The 19,617-nt window shown below is 65.7% G+C and carries 18 protein-coding genes and 1 other RNA gene; 5 read left to right on the top strand and 14 right to left on the bottom strand.

The genetic code is table 11. The features are described 5' to 3' along the window. Positions 1–3 precede the first annotated feature (3 nt). The 3 genes from ssrA (at position 4) to ACK4FK_RS16910 (ending at position 2,626) form a co-directional block, all read left to right on the top strand. Positions 4–335, top strand: a transfer-messenger RNA (tmRNA) gene (gene ssrA, locus ACK4FK_RS16920). 122 nt (positions 336–457) lie between these two features. Continuing rightward, positions 458–967 carry an SspB family protein gene (locus tag ACK4FK_RS16915; RefSeq protein WP_409746356.1) on the top strand — a complete coding sequence of 170 codons (510 nt, stop codon included), beginning with the start codon at positions 458–460 and terminating at the stop codon, positions 965–967. Positions 968–1,015: 48 nt separating this feature from the next. Then, positions 1,016–2,626, top strand: coding sequence for a fumarate hydratase (locus tag ACK4FK_RS16910; RefSeq protein ID WP_409746355.1), 1,611 nt, complete (start codon positions 1,016–1,018; stop codon positions 2,624–2,626). Positions 2,627–2,698: 72 nt separating this feature from the next. Here ACK4FK_RS16910 and ACK4FK_RS16905 read toward each other — a convergent pair whose 3' ends face one another. From ACK4FK_RS16905 to ACK4FK_RS16865, 9 genes are all read right to left on the bottom strand, one after another. Then, positions 2,699–3,406: an ABC transporter ATP-binding protein gene (locus tag ACK4FK_RS16905; protein ID WP_409746354.1), complete on the bottom strand. Its 708-nt coding sequence runs from the start codon at positions 3,404–3,406 to the stop codon at positions 2,699–2,701. Then, complete coding sequence (locus ACK4FK_RS16900) at positions 3,403–4,137, bottom strand: ABC transporter ATP-binding protein (protein ID WP_409746353.1); 735 nt, start codon at positions 4,135–4,137, stop codon at positions 3,403–3,405. Before ACK4FK_RS16900 ends, ACK4FK_RS16905 begins: the two co-directional genes overlap by 4 nt. Then, a complete protein-coding gene (locus tag ACK4FK_RS16895; protein ID WP_409746352.1) occupies positions 4,134–5,135 on the bottom strand; it encodes a branched-chain amino acid ABC transporter permease in 1,002 nt (333 codons plus the stop codon). The genes ACK4FK_RS16900 and ACK4FK_RS16895 overlap by 4 nt, the downstream gene beginning before the upstream one ends. After that, a complete protein-coding gene (locus tag ACK4FK_RS16890) occupies positions 5,132–6,001 on the bottom strand; it encodes a branched-chain amino acid ABC transporter permease (RefSeq protein ID WP_409746351.1) in 870 nt (289 codons plus the stop codon). Before ACK4FK_RS16890 ends, ACK4FK_RS16895 begins: the two co-directional genes overlap by 4 nt. A gap of 33 nt (positions 6,002–6,034) precedes the next feature. After that, positions 6,035–7,267, bottom strand: a complete 1,233-nt coding sequence (locus ACK4FK_RS16885; RefSeq protein WP_409746350.1) for an ABC transporter substrate-binding protein — start codon at positions 7,265–7,267, stop codon at positions 6,035–6,037. Beyond that, positions 7,264–7,899, bottom strand: a complete 636-nt coding sequence (locus tag ACK4FK_RS16880; RefSeq protein ID WP_409746349.1) for a MarR family winged helix-turn-helix transcriptional regulator — start codon at positions 7,897–7,899, stop codon at positions 7,264–7,266. The genes ACK4FK_RS16885 and ACK4FK_RS16880 overlap by 4 nt, the downstream gene beginning before the upstream one ends. Positions 7,900–8,216: 317 nt before the next feature. Beyond that, entirely contained in the window at positions 8,217–8,810 is a 594-nt protein-coding gene (locus ACK4FK_RS16875; RefSeq protein ID WP_409746348.1) for a response regulator, read from the bottom strand. 54 nt (positions 8,811–8,864) lie between these two features. Continuing rightward, positions 8,865–9,719 (bottom strand): 2,3,4,5-tetrahydropyridine-2,6-dicarboxylate N-succinyltransferase, encoded by an 855-nt coding sequence (gene dapD, locus ACK4FK_RS16870; RefSeq protein WP_409746347.1) that lies wholly within the window; start codon positions 9,717–9,719, stop codon positions 8,865–8,867. Between the two features lie 129 nt (positions 9,720–9,848). Further along, complete coding sequence (locus ACK4FK_RS16865) at positions 9,849–10,574, bottom strand: pyrimidine 5'-nucleotidase (RefSeq protein ID WP_409746346.1); 726 nt, start codon at positions 10,572–10,574, stop codon at positions 9,849–9,851. Between the two features lie 89 nt (positions 10,575–10,663). Here ACK4FK_RS16865 and ACK4FK_RS16860 point away from each other — a divergent pair, with 89 nt between their 5' ends. Beyond that, on the top strand, positions 10,664–11,956 hold the full coding sequence (locus tag ACK4FK_RS16860) for a diguanylate cyclase domain-containing protein (protein ID WP_409746345.1): 1,293 nt from the start codon (positions 10,664–10,666) through the stop codon (positions 11,954–11,956). Next, a complete protein-coding gene (locus tag ACK4FK_RS16855) occupies positions 11,956–13,215 on the top strand; it encodes a DUF2336 domain-containing protein (protein ID WP_409746344.1) in 1,260 nt (419 codons plus the stop codon). The genes ACK4FK_RS16860 and ACK4FK_RS16855 overlap by 1 nt, the downstream gene beginning before the upstream one ends. Positions 13,216–13,221: 6 nt before the next feature. On the opposite strand, the gene xdhC is transcribed toward ACK4FK_RS16855, so the two are convergent. From xdhC to ACK4FK_RS16830, 5 genes are read right to left on the bottom strand one after another with little or no spacing between them, the layout of a single operon-like run. Continuing rightward, entirely contained in the window at positions 13,222–14,025 is an 804-nt protein-coding gene (xdhC, locus tag ACK4FK_RS16850) for a xanthine dehydrogenase accessory protein XdhC (RefSeq protein ID WP_409746343.1), read from the bottom strand. Continuing rightward, the gene (gene xdhB / locus ACK4FK_RS16845; RefSeq protein ID WP_409746342.1) at positions 14,022–16,340 is read right to left on the bottom strand and encodes a xanthine dehydrogenase molybdopterin binding subunit; all 2,319 of its coding nucleotides are present in this window, start codon (positions 16,338–16,340) and stop codon (positions 14,022–14,024) included. Before xdhB ends, xdhC begins: the two co-directional genes overlap by 4 nt. Further along, a complete protein-coding gene (gene xdhA, locus ACK4FK_RS16840) occupies positions 16,337–17,803 on the bottom strand; it encodes a xanthine dehydrogenase small subunit (RefSeq protein ID WP_409746341.1) in 1,467 nt (488 codons plus the stop codon). Before xdhA ends, xdhB begins: the two co-directional genes overlap by 4 nt. A gap of 40 nt (positions 17,804–17,843) precedes the next feature. Continuing rightward, positions 17,844–18,614 (bottom strand): ABC transporter permease, encoded by a 771-nt coding sequence (locus tag ACK4FK_RS16835; protein ID WP_409746340.1) that lies wholly within the window; start codon positions 18,612–18,614, stop codon positions 17,844–17,846. Next, on the bottom strand, positions 18,614–19,408 hold the full coding sequence (locus ACK4FK_RS16830) for an ABC transporter ATP-binding protein (RefSeq protein WP_409746339.1): 795 nt from the start codon (positions 19,406–19,408) through the stop codon (positions 18,614–18,616). The genes ACK4FK_RS16835 and ACK4FK_RS16830 overlap by 1 nt, the downstream gene beginning before the upstream one ends. Positions 19,409–19,617 lie beyond the last annotated feature (209 nt).

Raw genomic sequence — 19,617 nt, 5'->3', positions numbered from 1 at the left:
CTGCCCCTTCAAAAACCGCTCCCGAACCCCTACATTCATCCCGTCGGGAAACCGACTATGGCGATAAACGCCGTGCGGAATAGGCGTAACGGACCCGGGGGCAGTACCCGGCGCCTCCACCATGAGCCCGGCCTTAACCTTTACGGTTAACCCATTGGCCGGGCTGATGCTGGGGGCGAATCAGGCTCGACGTGCGCAATAAAGGCCCGGTTTTTGCCCGGCATGATACCGCCGTTATCGGGTCACCTCAAAAGTGCCAACGACAATAGCGTTGCACTCGCTGCCTAATCGGTAAGCGCGGCTCGGGGGGCGCCGGGCAACAGAAGCCCCCCACTCGATCCCCGGCGGTTAGACCTTAATCCTGTGGAAGACCGCCCTTGGCGGCGGCCTTGGAATTGAACCCCCGGAGGGGGAAGGGTAAAATGCCGCCACTCATGCGTTCCCGAGAAGATTAGTCATGGCCGGCAAGCTGCTCGACTACAACCAGTTGGTGGAAACTGCCCTGCGCGGCGCCGTGCGCGAGGCGCTGAAGCGCGTCGCCGAATTCGGCCTGCCCGGCAATCATCATTTCTACATCACGTTCCGCACCGACCAGCCCGGCGTCGAACTGCCCGATTACCTGCACGAACGTTATCCGGAAGAGATGACCATCGTGTTGCAGCACCAGTATTGGGGCCTGGAACCGGGCGAGGCCGCCTTCCAGATCACGCTCAGCTTCAACAAGGTGCCCGAGCGCCTGGTGATCCCCTATGCGGCCATCACGGCGTTTGCCGATCCCAGCGTCCAGTTCGGCCTGCAGTTCCGCGTTTCGCCCAACACCGAGGCCCGCCCGGCGATCAGCAGCCCGGCGCCGGTGGGCGAAGCCGAGGCCGCGCCGCCATCCGCCGCCCCGGATGCCGAGTCGCCGGCTGAGCGCAAGACCGGCGATGTCGTGGCGCTGGATGCCTTCCGCAAGAAAAAGACCTGACCCGCGGCGCTCGCCGCGCTGGCCCAATCCGCAGCCCCGGAGAATAGAATGCCCGAGTTCCGCTACGAGGACCTGTTTCCGCTCGGTCCCGACACGACACCCTACCGCAAGCTGTCTTCCGATGGCGTCGAGGTGATCAAGGCCGGCGGGCGCGAGGTGCTGCAGGTTTCCGACAAGGCGCTGAGCGATCTCACCTTCGCCGCCATGCGCGACATCGCGCACCTGTTCCGCCCCGGCCACCTAGCGCAGTTGCGCGCCATCCTCGACGACAAGGACGCCTCGCCGAACGACCATTTCGTGGCGTTGGAGCTGCTCAAGAACGCCAACATCTCGGCCGGCATGGTGCTGCCTTCCTGCCAGGATACCGGCACCGCCATCGTGATCGGCAAGAAGGGACAGTATGTCTGGACTTCGGGCAAGGACGAGGAGGCGATCAGCCACGGCGTCTACCGCACCTACACCGAGACCAGTCTGCGCTATTCCCAGCTTGCGCCGCTCTCCATGTTCGAGGAGAAGAATACCGGCACCAACCTGCCGGCGCAGATCGAGCTCTATGCCACCGATGGCGATGCCTACAAGTTCCTGTTCATGGCCAAGGGCGGCGGTTCGGCCAACAAGACCTATCTCTACCAGCAGACGCCGGCGGTGCTGCGCGGCGATGCGCTGCTGAAATTCCTCGATACCCAGATCAAGACCCTGGGCACTGCGGCCTGTCCGCCCTATCACCTGGCCATCGTGATCGGCGGCCTGTCGGCGGAACTCAACCTCAAGACCGCCAAGCTGGCCTCGGCGCGCTATCTCGACAACCTGCCCACCAAGGGCAGCATGACCGGCCATGCCTTCCGCGACATCGAGTTCGAGCAGAAAATCCTCGAACTTACCCGCGTCAACGGCATCGGCGCGCAGTTCGGCGGCAAATATTTCTGCCATGACGTGCGCGTGATCCGCCTGCCGCGCCACGGTGCCAGCGTGCCCATCGGCATCGCGGTCTCCTGCTCGGCCGACCGCCAGGCGCTGGGCAAGATCACCCGCGACGGCATTTATCTCGAACAGCTCGAGACCAATCCCGCGCAATACCTGCCCGAGCATGAGGACAAGCTGTCGACTGAAGTGGTCAAGGTCGATCTCAACCAGCCGATGAGCGAGATCCGCAAGCTGCTGTCGCAGTATCCGGTCAAGACCCGCCTGTCGCTCACTGGCACGCTGATCGTCGCGCGCGACCTGGCCCATGCCAAATTCGCCGAGCGGATCGAGAAGGGCCAGGGCCTGCCCGATTACGTGAAGAACCACATGATCTATTACGCCGGCCCGGCCAAGACGCCGGACGGCATGGCCTCGGGCTCCTTCGGCCCCACCACGGCCGGCCGCATGGACTCCTACGTTGGCCTGCTGATGGAAAACGGCGGCGGCTTCATCAGCCTGGCCAAGGGCAACCGCTCCAAGCAGGTGACCGAGGCCTGCAAGAAATACGGCGGCTTCTATCTCGGCTCGATCGGCGGCCCGGCCGCGATCCTGGCCAAGAACTGCATCAAGAAGGTCGAGCAGCACGAGTATCCGGAACTCGGCATGGAAGCGGTGTGGAAGATCGAGGTGGAGAATTTCCCCGCCTTCATAATCGTCGACGACAAGGGCAACGACTTCTTCGCCAACCTGGCGTAAGCGCGCGGCCCATACCGGAAAATGAAAAGGCCACCGCGAGGTGGCCTTTTTCGTTGCCGGTTGTCCTTCGGGCTACAGCCCCATATAGGCCTGGCGCACGCGGTCGTCATGCAGCAGTGCCTCGCCGGTGCCTTCCATCACGATACGGCCGTTCTCCAGCACATAGGCCTGATCGGCCAGCTTCAGCGACACCGCCACGTTCTGCTCCACCAGAATCACGGTCAGGCCGCGCTGATGTAGCAGCTTGATGATATGGAACACCTCCTGCACGATCGCCGGCGCCAGCCCCAGCGAGGGCTCGTCGAACATGATCAGCTCCGGCTGGCCCATCAGGCAGCGGCCGATGGCCAGCATCTGCTGCTCGCCGCCCGACATGGTGCCCGAAAGCTGATTGCGCCGCTCGGCCAGGCGCGGGAACAGCGTGAACACCTCGTCCAGCGTGGCCTTTTCCTTCGCCCGGGCGCGCGCCAGCATGGCGCCCATCTGCAGGTTCTCCAGCACGGTCAGGCTGGGAAACACCTGTCGGCCCTCGGCCACCTGGCCGATGCCGAGGTTGCACACCTTGTGGCTCGGCAGGCCGGCGATCTCGGCCTCGCCGAAGCGGATGCTGCCGCCGCGCGGCTTCTCGATGCCCGCGATGGTGCGGATCAGGGTGGACTTGCCGGCGCCATTGGCGCCGATGATGGCGACGATGCTGCCCTTCGGCACGCGCAGCGACACGCCGTCCAGCGCCTGGGCATCGCCGTAGAACACGTCCAGGTTTTCGATGGCGAGGCTCATGCTTCCACCTCCTCGCCGAGATAGCATTCCAGCACGGCGGGGTCGCGCACCACGTCCTCCGGCGCGCCGCCGGCGATCACCTGGCCGTAATGCAGCACCACCACCTGCTGCGACAAAGCCATCACCGCGCGCATCACATGTTCGATCAGCAGGATGGTCATACCGTGTTTCCGGTTCAGGTCGCGGAACACCGCCACCATCTGGTCGGTCTCGGTCGGGCGCAGGCCGGCCATCACCTCGTCCAGCAGCAGAAGCTTGGGTTCGGTGGCCAGCGCGCGGGCCACTTCCAGCCGCTTGCGCTCGGGCAGCGTGAGCTGCGCAGCCGGCTGGTTGCGCTTGTCCAGCATGCCGAGCTGGTCCAGCACGGCCTCGGATTTCCGGCGCGCCAGCCGCACGTCCTTTTCGGCCCGCAGGGCGCCGACGATCACGTTTTCAAGAGCAGTCAGGTCCTTGAATGGCTTCACGATCTGGAAGGTGCGGCCGATGCCGGCATGGCAGATCTGGTCGGGTCGCAGGCCGTCGATGCGGCGGCCGTCGAAGGTGATGCCGCCCTCGTCGGGGCGGAACACCCCGGCGATCATGTTGAAGCAGGTGGTCTTGCCGGCGCCGTTCGGGCCGATCAGGCTGACGATGCCACCCTGCGGCACGGTCAGCGAAGCCTGGCTCACCGCGCGCAGGCCGCGGAAGCTTTTCGAGATGCCGTCGACGGCCAGCAGGGGAGCGGCGCTCATGACCGGTCCTCCAGGCCCAGCCGCTTGCGCAGCGGCGGCCAGATGCCGTGCGGCAGGTAGATGATCACCACCAGCAGACAGATGCCGTAGAATACCTGCTTGATGCCGGGAATTTCATAACCCAGCGCATGCATGATCTCGGTAACGGCTTCGGCCAGCGCGGTCAGCACGAAAGCGCCCAGGATCGGGCCGAACAGCGAGCCGACGCCGCCGATGATCGGTCCGAGAATCAGTTCGATCGACCGCGCCATGCTGAAGATCTGCTCGGGGAACAGGTTGTTGTAGTAGAAGGCGAAGAACACGCCGCTCAGGGCGGTCATGCCGGACGAGATCGCCACTGCGATCATCTTGTAGCGGAACACGTTGATGCCCAGCGTCTGGGCCGCTTCGGGCTCTTCGCGGATCGCCAGCCAGTAATAGCCGATGCGGCCGGTCAGCAGCCAGCGGCAGAGCAGGAAGGCCAGAACCGTGATGGCCAGCAGGATGTAGTAGAACATGGTGGGCGAGCCGCGCAGGTTGAGCGGATCGTTGGCCGCCTGTTGCGTCACCGGCAGGAAGAAACCGCCCGAGCCGTTCACCCAGGTGAAATGATCGAAGCCGACGCGGGTGAATTCGGCAAAGGCGATGGTCAGCAGGGCGAAATACACGCCGCTGATGCCGAAGCGGAAGGCGAGAAAACCGATCACCAGGCCGGCGGCCATCGAGATGGCGATGGCGGGGAAAATCCCGAGCCACGGCCCGATGCCGAAATGAACATACAGCGCCGCAGCGGTATAGGCGGCGATGCCGACATACAGCGAATGGCCCAGGCTGAGCTGGCCGGCGAAACCCATCATCACGTTCCAGGCCTGGCCGGTATAGGCGAAATACAGCACCAGGATCAGGATCGAGAGGATATAGGCATCCACCACCAGCGGAGCGACCAGCAAGCCGGCCAGCAACAGGCCGAGCAGGATCAGGGCGCGCCGTGGCACGCCGTCGAGCATACGGGAAATCATGCTTTACGCCCCAGCAGGCCCTGCGGCCGGAACAGAAGGACAAGGATCAGGATGGCGACGCCGAACATGGTCTTGGCCGAAGGGGCGAAGAACAGGCCCGACATCGCTTCCGACAGACCGATCAGCACGCCGCCCAGCAGCGCGCCGGGCATCGAGCCCAGGCCGCCGATGATCACGATGACGAAAGCCTGCAGCGTGAAGACCGGGCCGATATTCGGCGTGGTGTCGATCAGCAGGGTCATCATGGCGCCGGCGGCGCCGACGCAGGCCGAACCGATGCCGAAGGTCAGTGCGTAGAGCTGCTTGACATTCAGGCCCACCACCAGGGCGCCCATGTGGTTGTCGGCGCAGGCGCGGATCGCCTTGCCGGTATGGCTCAGCTTGAAAAACGCGAACAGGGCGGCGGTGATGGTCAGTGCCATGGCGGCGGTGATCACCCGCACCTTGTCGACCAGCAGCGGCCCGATCTCGATGGAATCGAGCGAATAGTCCACCAGCACGTTACGGGCATCGGGCCCGAAGATCATCAGCAGCCCGTTCACCATTATGATCGCCACGGCGGCCAGCAGGATGAACTGGCTGTGCTCCGGCCGGTTGATGAAGGGATTGATCAACAGGGCCTGCATGGCATAGCCGATGGCGAACAGGATCACCGCGATGGGCACCATCGCCACCAGCGGATCGATATGCCAGGCAGCGAAGGCGACGATCGCCCCGTAGGAGGCGATCGTCATCATCTCGCCATGGGCGAAGTTGACCACACGCACCACGCCGAAAATGACCGACAGGCCAAGCGCCATCAGGCCATAGACCAGGCCGGTCAGGATGCCCTGAAGCGCGACGGTGAATACAAGTTCTGTTGGCATGGCGTCTTTGCGGTGCGTGTGGTCGGGTTCGGGTTAGCGCTTGCTCCAGCTCGGCATCGGCAGCAGCAGGTTGTCCTCTGCGATGTCGAGCGGCAGCACCACCTTCGGCCGCTGGTCCAGGTTCTGCAGCGTCACCGACTTGATGTTGACGTTCTGGCCCTTGGCGTCGAACTGCAGGGTGCCGCCGGCCATGACGTGGTTGTCGATCTTGGTCTGGCGGATCGCGTCGGCCAGGGTCTTGCCGTCCGTGCTCTTGGCCCGGTTGAAGGCATCGACCGCCACCATGACGGCCTCGAACGAGAAGCCGACATTGAGCTCGAACAGTTCGCCCTTGTAGGACTTGGTGAACTCGTCGAGCAGCTTCTGGGTGATCGAAGAACGCGGATTGTACCACGGCACGTTGGTGATCATGTAATTCGAGAACTTGCCCAGCGTCTTGTAGAACTGGTTCTCGTAGAAGCCCGGCGCGCCGGGGCTCATCACGATCTTCGGTTCCCAGCGCTGTTTCACCATCTCGCGCACCATCAGGATGGCGTCGTTCAGGCGCGTCACCGGCATCACCATGTCAGCACCGGTGGCCTTTGCCTTGGCGATTTCAACCGACAGATCCTTCGCCTGCGGGTCGTAGGCGATGGTCTCGACGATCTGGAACGGCAGGTTGAAGCGCGGGGCCATCGCCTTGATCGCGCCGGCCATGGCCTGGCCGAAGGTGTCGTTCACATGCATGAACACGGCGGTCTTCGGCGTAATGCCGCTCTTCTCGAACACGCCCTTCATCAGGTTCAGGCCGTCGCCGACCAGCATGGGCGCGGTCGGGAAGTTGCGGAACACGAACTTGTAGCCCTGTTCGGTGATCTGCGGCGCGGCAGCCACGTTGATGATGTAGGGCACGCCCTTCTGTTCGGCGACCTGGGCGATGGCGGCCGACTGGCCGGAATCGAAGGCGCCGATCAGCACGTTGGCGCCGTCGTTGATCAGCTTCTCGGCACGCGAGCGGGCGATATCGACGTTCGACTCGGTGTCGGCATTCATGATCTCGACTTCGGCGGCGATGCCAAGCTGCTTGAGCACGCGCGGCGCGATGTCGATGCCGCGCTGGCAGGCGATGCCAAGCTGGGCCTGGAAGCCCGACCGCGGATGGATCGAGCCGATTTTGAGCGCCTTGGGCTGGGCGCGCACGATGTTGAACGGCGAAGCGCCGGCCACGATGGCGGCGCCCGCGGCCGCCGAAGCGGCAAACTGACGGCGGGTAATCTTGCTGCTCATGGTCTGTCCTCCCTAGAGATGGTCTGCCGCCGCCCGGTTTGGCCGGCGCGCTTGGTACGCGACGCTACCGGATCGTTGTCCGGCGCGGAATGGGCCTCGCCGGTGAGCGCCGGCGCGGCGATGAATTTGCGCAGCAGGCGCATCAACGTGTCGTGTTCCTGCTGGCTCAGCACCTGGTTGATCAGTTTGTCGTGGCTTTTCACGCGCTCGATTAGTTCCGCCATCTGGCGTTCGCCGGGCGCGGTGAGGAACAGCCCGTAGGCGCGACGGTCATGGGGATCGGCACGCCGCTCCACCAGGCCCAGCCGCTCCAGCCGATCCACCATCGCCATGGCGCCCGAGCGCGCCACGCCCAAAGCTTCACCCAGCCGGCTCTGCTGCAGGCCTGGATTGTGCTCGATCAGCATCAGTGCGGAAAACAGCGCCGGGCTCACCCCGGTGGGGCCGATGCGGGCGTAGAAATCCTCCCAGACCCGCAACTGGGCCAGGCGCAACAGATAGCCGACATGGTTGGGCAGGGTGCCGTAATGGACCGGGGCAGGGCTGCGCCGGTCGGCCTTGCGCAAGTCCGGCTTGCGCATCTCGCCCTTGCGCATTTCGCTTGCGGTTCCGTTGCGGACGGATGCCGGCACGGCTGCTGTTCCTCCCTGGCCGTCGGGCGTCTGGGCCGCGGCTTGTTATGACGCCGGATTGTAGCGAGGAACAATAGTAATGCAAGCGTACAAAATGCCGCGAGCCGATATTGCCTGCCGCGATATTGCCCGGCGGTTCTGGCCGGCGCCAGTGCTGCCTGGGCATCCGCTCTAAGGCGACGGGTGACGCGCGGCGGTTGTCATGGCCCAGTCATGCCGCCGGGCTAGGCTGGTGGCATCTCGGCGCCGTCTCGCGCCCGGCCGGATCGGACACCCCGCCCGACCGGCCTTTCTTTTGTCCGGGCCGCTTCGCTGCGCTAGGCAGGCTTGGCCTTGCCGCGGCGGTCGCGGCCGCTGCGACGGGTCGAGCGCTGGCGGCGGTCGGAACCCGAGATGTCCTCCGGCTCCAGCTCGATGAACCTGCGGTCGGCGCCGCGGCGGCGGTCGCCCAGCCGGCGGCGGTCGGGGCCGATGAAGCTGCTGACCCGCACGAAAGGACGCGGTGCTTTCAGCACCGACATCAGCCGCACCACCAGAGCCTCGACGGCCGGCGGCTTGATCACGATTTCACTGACCCCGGCATCGCGCGCGGCCAGCACCAGGGCGGCATCCGGCGTCTCGGCCATCAGGATGATCGGCATCCGGCCCATATCGCCGGTATCGCGACGCAGCCGCCGCACCAGCATCAGGCCGTCCGCGCCGGGCAGCTTGTGGTCCAGCAGCAGCACGCTGGGCGGGTCCAGCATGAGCTGGCGCATCGTCTCGGCGGAATTGCCGGTCAGCATGATGGTGGGAAACCCCATGCCCAGCAGCACATTGCGCAGGGCATGGCGCAGGGCGCGATTGCCCTCGGCCACCAGGATGGTCGCGCTGCGGAAGGTTTTCGGATCGATGCGGCGATCTGCTGGCATGGTATGGCTCGCTGATTCGGGCCAGTTTTGCCGTGCTCCGTTAACGAAGCGTGATCAGTCGCGCAGGAGCTCGTTGATCGACGTCTTCGAACGGGTCTGCGCATCCACGCGCTTGACGATCACCGCGCAATACAGCGACGGGCCCGGCTGGCCGTTGGGCAGCGGCTTGCCCGGCAGGCTGCCCGACACCACCACCGAATAGGCCGGCACGCGGCCCTGGAACACCTCGCCGGTGGCGCGATCGATGATCTTGGTCGAGGCGCCGAGATACACGCCCATCGACAGCACCGAGCCCTCCTCGACGATCACGCCCTCGGCTACCTCGGCGCGCGCGCCGATGAAGCAGTTATCCTCGATGATCACCGGATTGGCCTGCAAAGGCTCCAGCACGCCGCCGATGCCGGCGCCGCCGGAAAGATGCACGTTCTTGCCGATCTGGGCGCAGGAGCCCACGGTGGCCCAGGTATCGACCATGGTGCCGCTGTCGACATAGGCGCCCAGGTTCACAAAGCTGGGCATCAGCACCACGCCCGGTGCGATATAGGCGGCGCGCCGCACCACGGCGCCCGGCACGGCGCGGAAACCGGCGCCGCGGAAACGCTGCTCGCTCCAGCCGGCGAATTTCGACGGCACCTTGTCGAACCAGTGCGCGCCGCCCGGCGCATCCGAGATCAACATGTTGTCGGTCAGGCGGAAGCTGAGCAGTACGGCCTTCTTGGCCCACTGGTTCACCTCCCACTTGCCGCCGACCTTCTCGGCCACGCGCAGCTTGCCCTCGTCCAGCGCGTTCAGCGTGGCTTCCACCGCGTCGCGCACCTCGCCCTTGGTCTGGAAATTGACCTGGTCGCGGGTTTCCCAGGCGGCATCGATCACGGGCTGCAGCTGGGCCTTGAGCGTGGCGTCGGTCATCGGGATATCCTCGTAGTGAAAGCCGGAAAAGCCGCGAGACAATAGCGGCCGGGCCACTTGAGTCAACGCCTGTCAGGCCCGCCGGCCGGGCCGATTCCGGCCCGCCCGATGCCTTGCCCAGTCCTCCGGTTAATCCAGGGGCAGGGCGGCCAGAAAGGCCGGCAGGTCGCTCGCCACATGGTGAATATGGTCGTCGTCCGGATCGGGCTGGGCCCAGGCCGAGGCGGTGGGAACCCAGATGGTGGTCATGCCGAGGCCGGCTGCCGGCTTCAGGTTGCGGGCCATGTCTTCCACCATGACGCTGCGATGCGGCGCGATGCCGTAATGCTGCACCATCTGGCGGTAGGGCGATTCCTGCGGTTTGGGCAGGTAGGCCGATGCCACGATGTCGAACACACCCTCGAAACGGTCGGCGATGCCCAGCCGGTCCAGCACGCGGCCGGCATGGGCCACGGTGCCGTTGGTGTAGATCAGCTTGCGGCCGGGCAGGCGGTCCAGCGCCGCCGCCAGATGCGGCAGCGGGGACACCACCGATACGTCGATGTCGTGCACGTAATCCAGAAAGGCCTGCGGATCGACGCCATGCTCGACCATCAGGCCGCGCAGGGTGGTGCCATGGGCCTGGAAGAAGCCCTTCTGCCGCCGTTTCGCCTCGATGGGGTCGACGCCGAACAGTTCGCCGATGAAGGCGCCCATGCGCTGGTCGATCTGGGCGAACAGGTTGCATTCGGCCGGATACAGCGTGTTGTCGAGGTCGAAGATCCAGGTCTCGGCACGCGCCAGCTCGGCATCGCGCAGCGGCGGGACGGGGGCGGCGCCGGCATCGGCAAGCGGCAGGGAGGGCGGTCTGATCACGGTTTCGCACCATAGGGGCTTCTGGCTAGAATGGCGAGCATTCGGGGCCCGAGAAGGCTCCTTCGGTTCACGGCGGCAGGGAGGGGCGGTTGCCCGACAGCGCAACAGCAACGCAGGCGGGCGGCGGTTCCGGTCTGGCGCCGGAAGCGCTGGTGCCGGCCTTCCCCGGCCCGGCTGTTCTGTTCGATGGCGAAGGCGGCGTGCTGCTGGCCAATCCGGCGGCCGATACCCTGCTGGCCGAACTGGGCGCGGGGCGCCTGCCGGCTCTGGCGGCGAGCATCGATGCTGCCCTGCAGGATGGCAGGACGCGGCAGGACCGCGCCGACCTGCCCGGCCCGCGCGGCGGCACGGCCTGGCAGCTCACGCTGATCGCCTATGGCGACGGGCATGCCGGCCGCCGCCTGCTGCTGCTCGGCCGCGACGGCACGCTGGAGCGCAACCTGACCCAGGCGCTGATGCAGTCGCGCCAGCTCTTCAAGGATCTGGTCACCTGCTCCACCGATTTCGCCTGGGAGACCAAGGCCGACGGCACATTCGGCTTCGTCTCGCCGCGCGGCGCGCTGGGGTTCAGCGCGCGGGAACTGGAAGGCACGCTGGCACGCAACCTGCTGGCCGAGGACACGCCCGACACGCCGCGGCCGGCGGCGCTGCCCTTTGAGGCGGCGCTGCCGATGGAAGCCGCCGAAATCTTCCTGCGCCGGAAGGACGGTTCGGTCGGCTGTTTCGAGGTGTCGTGCCTGCCGGTGCGTGATACCAGGGGCGCCTGGCTCGGCGTGCGCGGCGTGGCGCGCGACGTGACCGAGGCGCGCGAGCGCGTCGATGCCCTGCGCCGCGCCCACAAGCAGCTCAACCGCCTGGCCAATACCGACGGCCTGACCGGCCTGCTCAATCGCCGTGCCTTCCTGGCTGAACTCGACAAGCGCCTGCCGCGGCATTTCCGCAACAAGCTGCGCGGCACCCTGATCTATTTCGATCTCGACAACTTCAAGAAGGTGAACGACGTGCGCGGCCACCAGGCCGGTGACGAGGTGCTCAAGGCCGTGGCCGAGGCGGCGAAGCGCATGCTGCGTGCCGTCGATCTGGCCTCGCGCATCGGCGGCGATGAATTCCTGCTCTGGCTGGAGGAAAGCGACCGCGCGGCGGCGGAGTCAATCGCCGCCCGCCTGCACGAAGCGGCACGCGAGATCAACAGCCGGTATGGCGTCGAAGGTTTTCCGCTCGGCTATTCCATCGGCATCGTGTTTTCCCGCCTCGACGAGCAGGAAGGCGCCGAGTCGCTGATTGCGCGGGCTGACGAAGCGATGTACGCCGCCAAGAAGGGCGGCAAGGGACGCAGCCACATCGCCGCGCCGCCCGATGCTGAAGGCGAGGTCGCGGCGTGATGGCCAACGACATGGATTACGAAAAGGCCAAGGCGCTGGCGGCATCGCAAGACCCGGCCGTGCGCCTGAAACTGGCGAAGCGCGCCGATACCCAGCCGGAAATCCTCTATTACCTGGCGGTCGACGAGGCCGAGGAGGTCCGTCGCGCCATTGCCGAGAACGAGGCAACCCCGGCCCATGCCTATCTGCTGCTGGCCAATGACGCCTCCGAGGAAGTGCGTCGCCGCCTGGCCGAGAAGGTGGCCCGTCTGCTGCCCGACATGCCGGCGGATGAAGCCAGCAAGGCGCGCGAGATGGCGATCCAGACCCTGGAATTGCTGGCACAGGACGAACTGACCCGCATCCGCGCGGCGCTGTCCGAGGCGTTGAAATCCGCCAGCAACGTGCCGCATCATCTGGTCAAGCAGCTGGCGCTGGATGTCGAACTGATCGTCTCGGCGCCGGTGCTGCAATTCTCGCCGCTGCTGACCGACGACGATCTGCGCGAGATCGTTGCCAGCTCAGCCCAGTCGGGTGCGCTCACCGCCATTGCCCGCCGCGTCGGCCTGTCGCCCGGCGTGTCGGATGCCATCGCCGCCACCCGCGATGTTTCGGCGGTGGCCTCCCTGCTGGCCAACGATTCGGCGCAGATCCGCGAGGAAACCCTCGACCTGATCCTGGATGCTGCGCCGAGCAACGAGGTCTGGCACGAGCCGCTGGTGCATCGCCCCAACCTGCCGGGCAAGGCGGCCAAACGCATCGCCGGCTTCGTTGCCGCCTCGCTGCTGAAACTTCTGGCCGACCGCAAGGATCTGCCCGCCGATGCCCTGGCCGAGGTGCGGCAGGTGATGGAACGCCGTCTTGATGTGAAACTCGATGGTGATGCCGAGGAAGAAGCGGCGGAAAAGGACGAGCAGGAATCGCATACGCCGATGGCCGAGGCCGAGGCAAAGGTGAAAAAGCTGATCAAGGACCGCAAGCTCGACAACGACGCGGTGCAGGAGGCCATCGAGCGCAACGACCGCAATTTCGTGCTGCAGGCCCTGGTGCAGAACGGGCGCATCCCGTTGTCGGTGATCCAGAAGGCGATGGAGGCGCGCAACGGCCGCCTGATCACCGCGCTGGTCTGGCGCGCCAAGTTCAGCATGCGCACGGCCGTTATGGTCCAGCGCGACATCGCCCGCGTGCCGCCGCGCATGATGCTGAACGCCCGCAACGGCACCGATTATCCGATGTCGAATCCAGAGCTGGAGGAACAGCTCAAGATCCTGGGGCTGTAGGCCGGGTCAGGCCGCGCTTTCGTCCACCACGCGCAAGGTCCGTTTCTGCGCCTCGCGCAGTTTCAGGATCTGCGCCGCCGTGGCGATCGCGATTTCGCCCGGATGCTTGCCGGAAATCCCGTCGATGCCGATGGGGCAGGTCAGGCGGGCGATCTGTTCGTCGCTCAGGCCCACTTCGCGAAAGCGCTTCACGAAACGCGCGCGCTTGGTCTCCGATCCGATCAGGCCGACGAAGCTGAAACGGCTTTCCTGCAATGCCTTGGCCGCGATGCCAAGGTCGAGCGCATGGCTGTGGCTCATGATCAGCAGCCAGGCATTGTCGGGCAGGCTCGTCACCTCGCGTTCCGGTGCGTTGGTGATTTCGATCTCCACGCCGGGCGGCACGTGATCGGGGAAAGCATCGGGTCGCGGGTCGAACCAGCGGATTTTGCAGGGCAGGGCCGAGAGCACCTGCACCATGGCCTTGCCCACATGGCCGGCGCCGAACAGGGCGACGGTGAACAGGTCCGGCCGCTGCGGCTCGAACAGAAGCGTTACGGTGCCGCCGCAGCATTGCCCCATCGAAGGGCCGAGCGGGAATTTGCGTAAGCTCGGCGCCTGCTTGCCGGCCAGCATCTGGCGCGCGATGTCGATGGCGCGAAATTCCAGGGTGCCGCCGCCGATGGTGCCGATGGCCTCGTCGGGCGTCACCACCATCTTGGTGCCGGCCTCGCGCGGCGCCGAACCCTCGGTGGCGGCCACGGTGATCAGTACGGCGGGAATGCCGCGCGCATCCAGATCGGTCAGGGCATTCAGCCAGAACGAGGTCATTTCGCCGCCATTGTCGTTGGGGCTTTCGCCTGCCGTTTTGCGGCTTCAATCGCCAGCAGCACACGTTCCGGCGTGGCCGGCGCATCCAGATGCACAAGGCTTGTTCCGGCGGCGGCCGCAATCGCATCCTTCAGCGCCAGCCAGCCCGAGATCGCCAGCATGAAGGGCGGCTCGCCCACGGCCTTCGAGCGATAGACCGTCTGGGCCGGATTGGCGCGGCCATGCACCAGTTTGACGCGGAAATCGGCCGGCAGATCGCGCGCGGTCGGGATCTTGTAAGTGCTGGGGGCATGGGTGCGCAGGCGGCCCCTGTCGTCCCACCACAGTTCCTCCATGGTCAGCCAGCCCAGCCCCTGCACATAGCCGCCTTCCACCTGGCCCAGGTCGATGGCGGGATTGAGCGAGTTGCCGCAATCATGCAGCAGGTCGGCGCGGGTGAAGCGGTATTCGCCGGTGAAGCAGTCCACGATGGCCTCGGTCGCCGCCACGCCATAGGCGAAATAATAGAAGGGATTGCCACGGCCGCTGGCACGGTCGAAATGGATGTCCGGCGTGGCATAGAAACCTGATGCCGCCAGCGACACGCGCGCCAGCCAGGCCTTGTGTGCCACCTCGGCGAACGGCAGTGCCTTGCCGCCACCGCTGACCATGTCATCCCTGAAGACGATCTGCTCCGCCGGCACGCCCAGCAAAGGCGCCGCCACCTGCGCCAGGCGGCCGCGCAGGTCCAGCGCGGCATGTTCCGCCGCCTTGCCGTTCAGGTCGGCGCCCGACGAGGCTGCCGTGGCCGAGGTGTTGGGCACCTTGTCGGTGCGCGTCGCGGTAATACGGATTTTGTCCAGCGCCACGCCCAGCGTTTCGGCCACCACCTGCGCCACCTTCACATACAGGCCCTGGCCCATCTCGGTGCCGCCGTGGTTGATCTGCACGGAACCATCCTCGTAGATCAGCACCAGGGCGCCGGCTTGGTTGAGGAAGGTGGTGGTGAAGGAAATGCCGAACTTCACCGGCGTGATCGCCAGCCCCTTCTTCACATGCGGGCTCTGCGCGTTGAAGGTGTCGATCTCCTGACGACGCTTCTTGTAGTCGCTGCTGGCCAGAATTTCGTCGAACAGTTCGGGCAGGATGTTGTCGCGGATGGTCTGGAAATACGGCGTGACGTTGCGGTCGTCGCGGCCATACAGGTTGGCCAGCCGCACCTCCAGCGGATCGCGGTCCAGATGTCGCGCGATCTCGTCGATCACGTATTCCGTCGCCGCCATGCCCTGCGGTCCGCCGAAGCCGCGGAAGGCGGTGTTTGAGACCGTATTGGTCTTGCAGCCATAGCCGGTGATGGTCACGTCCGGCAGGTAATAGCTGGAATCGGCATGGAACACGGCGCGGTCGACGATGGCTCCGGTCAGGTCTGCCGCCCAGCCGCCGCGTGCCGCCAGCATCAGGTCATAGCCCAGGATGCGGCCGGCATCGTCGAATCCCACGTCGTAGCGGACGAGGAAATCGTGCCGCTTGCCGGTGGTGATCATGTCCTCGTCGCGGTCGAGCCGCAGCTTCACCGGCCGACCGGTCCGGAGCGCCAGCAGGGCGGCGATGCAGGCGAATTGCGCGGCCTGGGTTTCCTTGCCGCCGAAGCCGCCGCCCATGCGCCGGCACTCCACCGTCACCGCATGCATCGGCCGGCCCAGCACGCGGGCCACCAGTTTCTGCACCTCCGATGGATGCTGCGTCGAGCAGCGCATCATCATGTCGCCGTCTTCGCGCGGCTCGGCGATGCTGACCTGGCCTTCCAGGTAGAAATGGTCCTGCCCGCCCAGGCGCAATTCGCCCGACAGTTTATGCGGCGCCCTGGCGATGGCACCGGCTGCATCGCCGCGCTTCAGCCCCAGCGGCGGCATCAGCAGGCTCTGTTTATCCAGCGCCTCTTCTATGCTCAAAATCGCCGGCAGGTCTTCATAGGTCACGCGCACGAGCCGCGCCGCGCGCCGCGCGGTGGCAAGATCGGTGGCCGCGATCGCCGCCACCGGCTGGCCATGGAACTCCACCACGCCTTTCGCCAGCACCGGCTCGCCCTTGATGACCGGGGCGATATCAGGATCGCCGGGCACGTCCTGCACGGTGATGGCGGCCGCCACGCCGGGCAGGGCCAGCGCGGCGGACAGGTCGATGCTCAGGATCTTCGCATGGGCCCGGTCGCTTAAGCACAGCGCGGCATGCAGCAGGCCCTCGGGCTCAGGCAGGTCGTCGATGTAGCGCGCCGTGCCGGCCACATGCTTGGCCGCGCTGTCGTGCCTGATCGGCTTGTGGACGACCGACGTCATTCCGCCGCCTCCACGCCGATGGATGTACCGGTATTCACTTCCACGCAGAACTTGCGCAGCAGGTTCTGCGCTGCCAGCAGGCGATAGGCGGCCGAGGCGCGCATGTCGCTCATCGGCGTGAAGTCGACGGCCAGTGCGGCCAAGGCGGGCGCAATGCCTTCGGCTGTGAAGGGTTTGCCGGCCAGTGCTGCTTCGGCCTGCCTGGCGCGGGCCGGAATGCCGGCCATGCCGCCATAGGCCAGCCGTGCCGATTTCACCGTGCCCGCATCCAGCACCACATGAAAAGCGGCCAGAACGGCAGAAATATCCTGGTCGAACCGTTTCGAGAGCTTGTAGATGCCGACATGGCTCTGCGGTCCGGGCTTTTTCACCGTCACGCTGGCGACAAACTCGCCCGGCCGCAGTGCCGTTTTGCGATATCCGATGAAGAATTCCTCCAGCGGCATGCTCCGGATGCCGTTGCTGCTCTGCAGTTTCAGCGTCGCGCCCAGCGCGATCAGAACCGGCATGCTGTCGCCGATCGGGCTGCCATTGGCGATGTTGCCGCCCAGCGTGCCGGAATTGCGAATCTGGGTGGAGCCCAGCCGCCGCACCATGCGGGCGAAGGCCGGATGCAGCCGCGTGATGGCGTCAAAGGCATCGGAATAGGTGACGGCGGCGCCGATCTCGGTTTCATCCGCGCGCTCGTCGATGCGCTTCAGGTCGGCAATGCCGCCCAGATAAACGATGCTGCGCGGCACGCGGCCCTGCTTGGTTACCCACAGGCCCACATCGGTGCCGCCGGCCAGCAGCCAGCTTTCCCCTGCCGGCAGGGCGTTCAGCGTCTCGGCCAGTTCTGCCGTGTTGCGCGGGGCGATGAAGTCGCCCTCGGGCGTGGAATGCCGCAGCATGCGGTGGCGGTTTTGCGCCAGCTCGCGAAGTTGCGCCGCCAGCGCGGCCTCTTCCCGCGCGAAACGGTCGTCCCGGCCGTCATCGAACATGCGATGGCCGGCCTCCAGGATCGGGCGATAGCCGGTGCAGCGGCAGAGATTCCCAGCCAGGCTATCCTTCAGGCTCCCGTCATCGGCTTTGTCGTGACCGCGGAAATAGGCGAACAGCGACATCACGAAGCCCGGCGTGCAGAAACCGCATTGCGAGGCATGGGCATCGACCATGGCCTGCTGCACCGGATGCAGGCGGCCATGCTCGTCGGCCAGATCGTCAACGGTGAACAGCGCCTTGCCGTCAATCTGGTGCAGGAACAGGATGCAGGCATTCACCGCACGGTAGCGCAGGCGACCGTTGTCGGAGAGTTCGCCGATCACCACGGTGCAGGCGCCGCAATCGCCCTCGGCGCAGCCTTCCTTGGAACCGGTGCGGCGCAGGCATAAACGCAGATACTCCAGCACCGTCATGGTGTGGGGCACATCCGGCCCCACCACCATCACCTGGCCGCGCGATACGAACCGGGTCGGTTCGGACATGCTGCCTCCGGAATGCTGCCCCGCGGATACCCGGGGGCGGTCAGCTCATCAGGTCGCTGCCGCGGAACGCCCAGCCGGTCATGCGCCGCTCGAACCACACCGCCACGGCATACATCAGAACGCCCATCACGGCGACGACGACCAGACCGGCGAAAACCAGCGGCACATTATAGCTCGAAGAAGCCGACAGCATCAGGTATCCGATGCCCTCGTTGGACGCCACCGTCTCGGCGATCACCGAGCCGACGAAGGCCAGCGTGATGGCGATCTTCAGCGAAGCGAACAGATAGGGCATGGCGCGCGGAAGTCCAATCTTGGTCAGGATTTCCGTCTTTGTGGCGCCCAGCGAGCGCAGCACGTCGCGCAGTTCCGGCTCAATGGTGGCAAGTCCGGTCGCCACGTTCACCACGATGGGAAAGAACGAGATGACAAAGGCGGTGATGATGGCCGGGATGGTGCCGATGCCGAACCAGATCACCAGCACCGGCACGATCGCCACCTTCGGAATCGAGTTGAAGCCGACCAGCACCGGATACAGGCCGACATAGACCAGCCGGGAGGCGCCGATGAAGATGCCGAGCAGCGCGCCGCCCACCACCCCGAGCGCGAAGCCGGCCGTGGTGGTGAACAGGGTTTGCAGCGAGTGATGCAGGATCTGCGGACCGAACTGCACCATGGAGGCGAATACGACGGTCGGGCGGGGCAGGATGAAGGGCTCCACGCCGGTGGCGATGCACAGCGCTTCCCAGATCACGAACAGGCCGATGGTTACCAGCCAGGGCATCGCGCGGATGAGTGCCTTCTCGTTCATCACGATTCCCTCACCGAATGGATATGTTCGCGCAGTTCGTGCACGATTTCGCCAAAATGCGGCTCGAAGGTGGTTTCCAGGCTGCGCGGCCGCGGGATGTCGACGGCCTTGCTCATGATGATGCGGCCCGGCCGCTTGCTCATCACGAAGACGCGGTCGGCCAGATACACCGCCTCGCGCAGGTCGTGGGTGATCAGGATGGCGGTGAAGCGCTTTTCCAGCCACAGGGCCTGCATCACGCCCCACAATTCCTCGCGGGTGAAGGCGTCCAGCGCGCCGAACGGCTCGTCCAGCATCAGCAGGCGCGGCTCGTGGATGATGGAGCGGCAGACATTGGCGCGCTGCTGCATGCCGCCGGAAAGCTGCCAGGGGAACTTGTCGGCGAAATCGGCCAGGCCCACGGTCTTCAGTAGGGCCATGGCCTGCTCGACATAGGCCTTTTTCTCCTTGCGCAGGCGGCGCTTGTGCGGCTCGACGATCTCCAGCGGCAGCATCACGTTGTCCAGCGTGTTGCGCCAGGGCAGCAGGGTGGAATTCTGGAACGCCATGCCCACGCCCTGCACCGGGCCTTTCACCGGCTTGCCGCCGATGGTGATGCTGCCCGCCGTGGTGTCCAGCAGGCCGGTCACCAGCTTCATCAGGGTGGATTTGCCGCAGCCCGAAGGCCCGACCACGGCGACGAACTCGCCTTCCTGGATGTCGATATTGAGATCCTGAACCGCCAGGGTTTCTTCCTCGGCCTGGCGGTAGACGAGGCTGACCCCGTCGATCTTGACGAATGCGGGGCCTTGCATCAGACGCTCTTCCCCCTGCCGCGCCGCTTAAACCCGCGGCCGCATCCCGCTACCATCGCCACCATGCGATTCTGTCCCCCTGCCGCGCCCGGCCGGGCCGGACAATGTAGGATGATTCCCCCGGCGCCGGTTGTGCGCCGCATATAGAGGGATTGTAAACACTGTTGCCTCAATATTGTAAACAATTTTCCCCTGCCCGTTTCCTGGGC

The sequence above is a fragment of the Ferrovibrio sp. genome (assembly GCF_046297895.1).
Lineage (GTDB): Bacteria > Pseudomonadota > Alphaproteobacteria > Ferrovibrionales > Ferrovibrionaceae > Ferrovibrio.
Note: the sequence above shows the minus strand (reverse complement) of the source record. Positions and strands in the feature narration are given on the sequence as shown.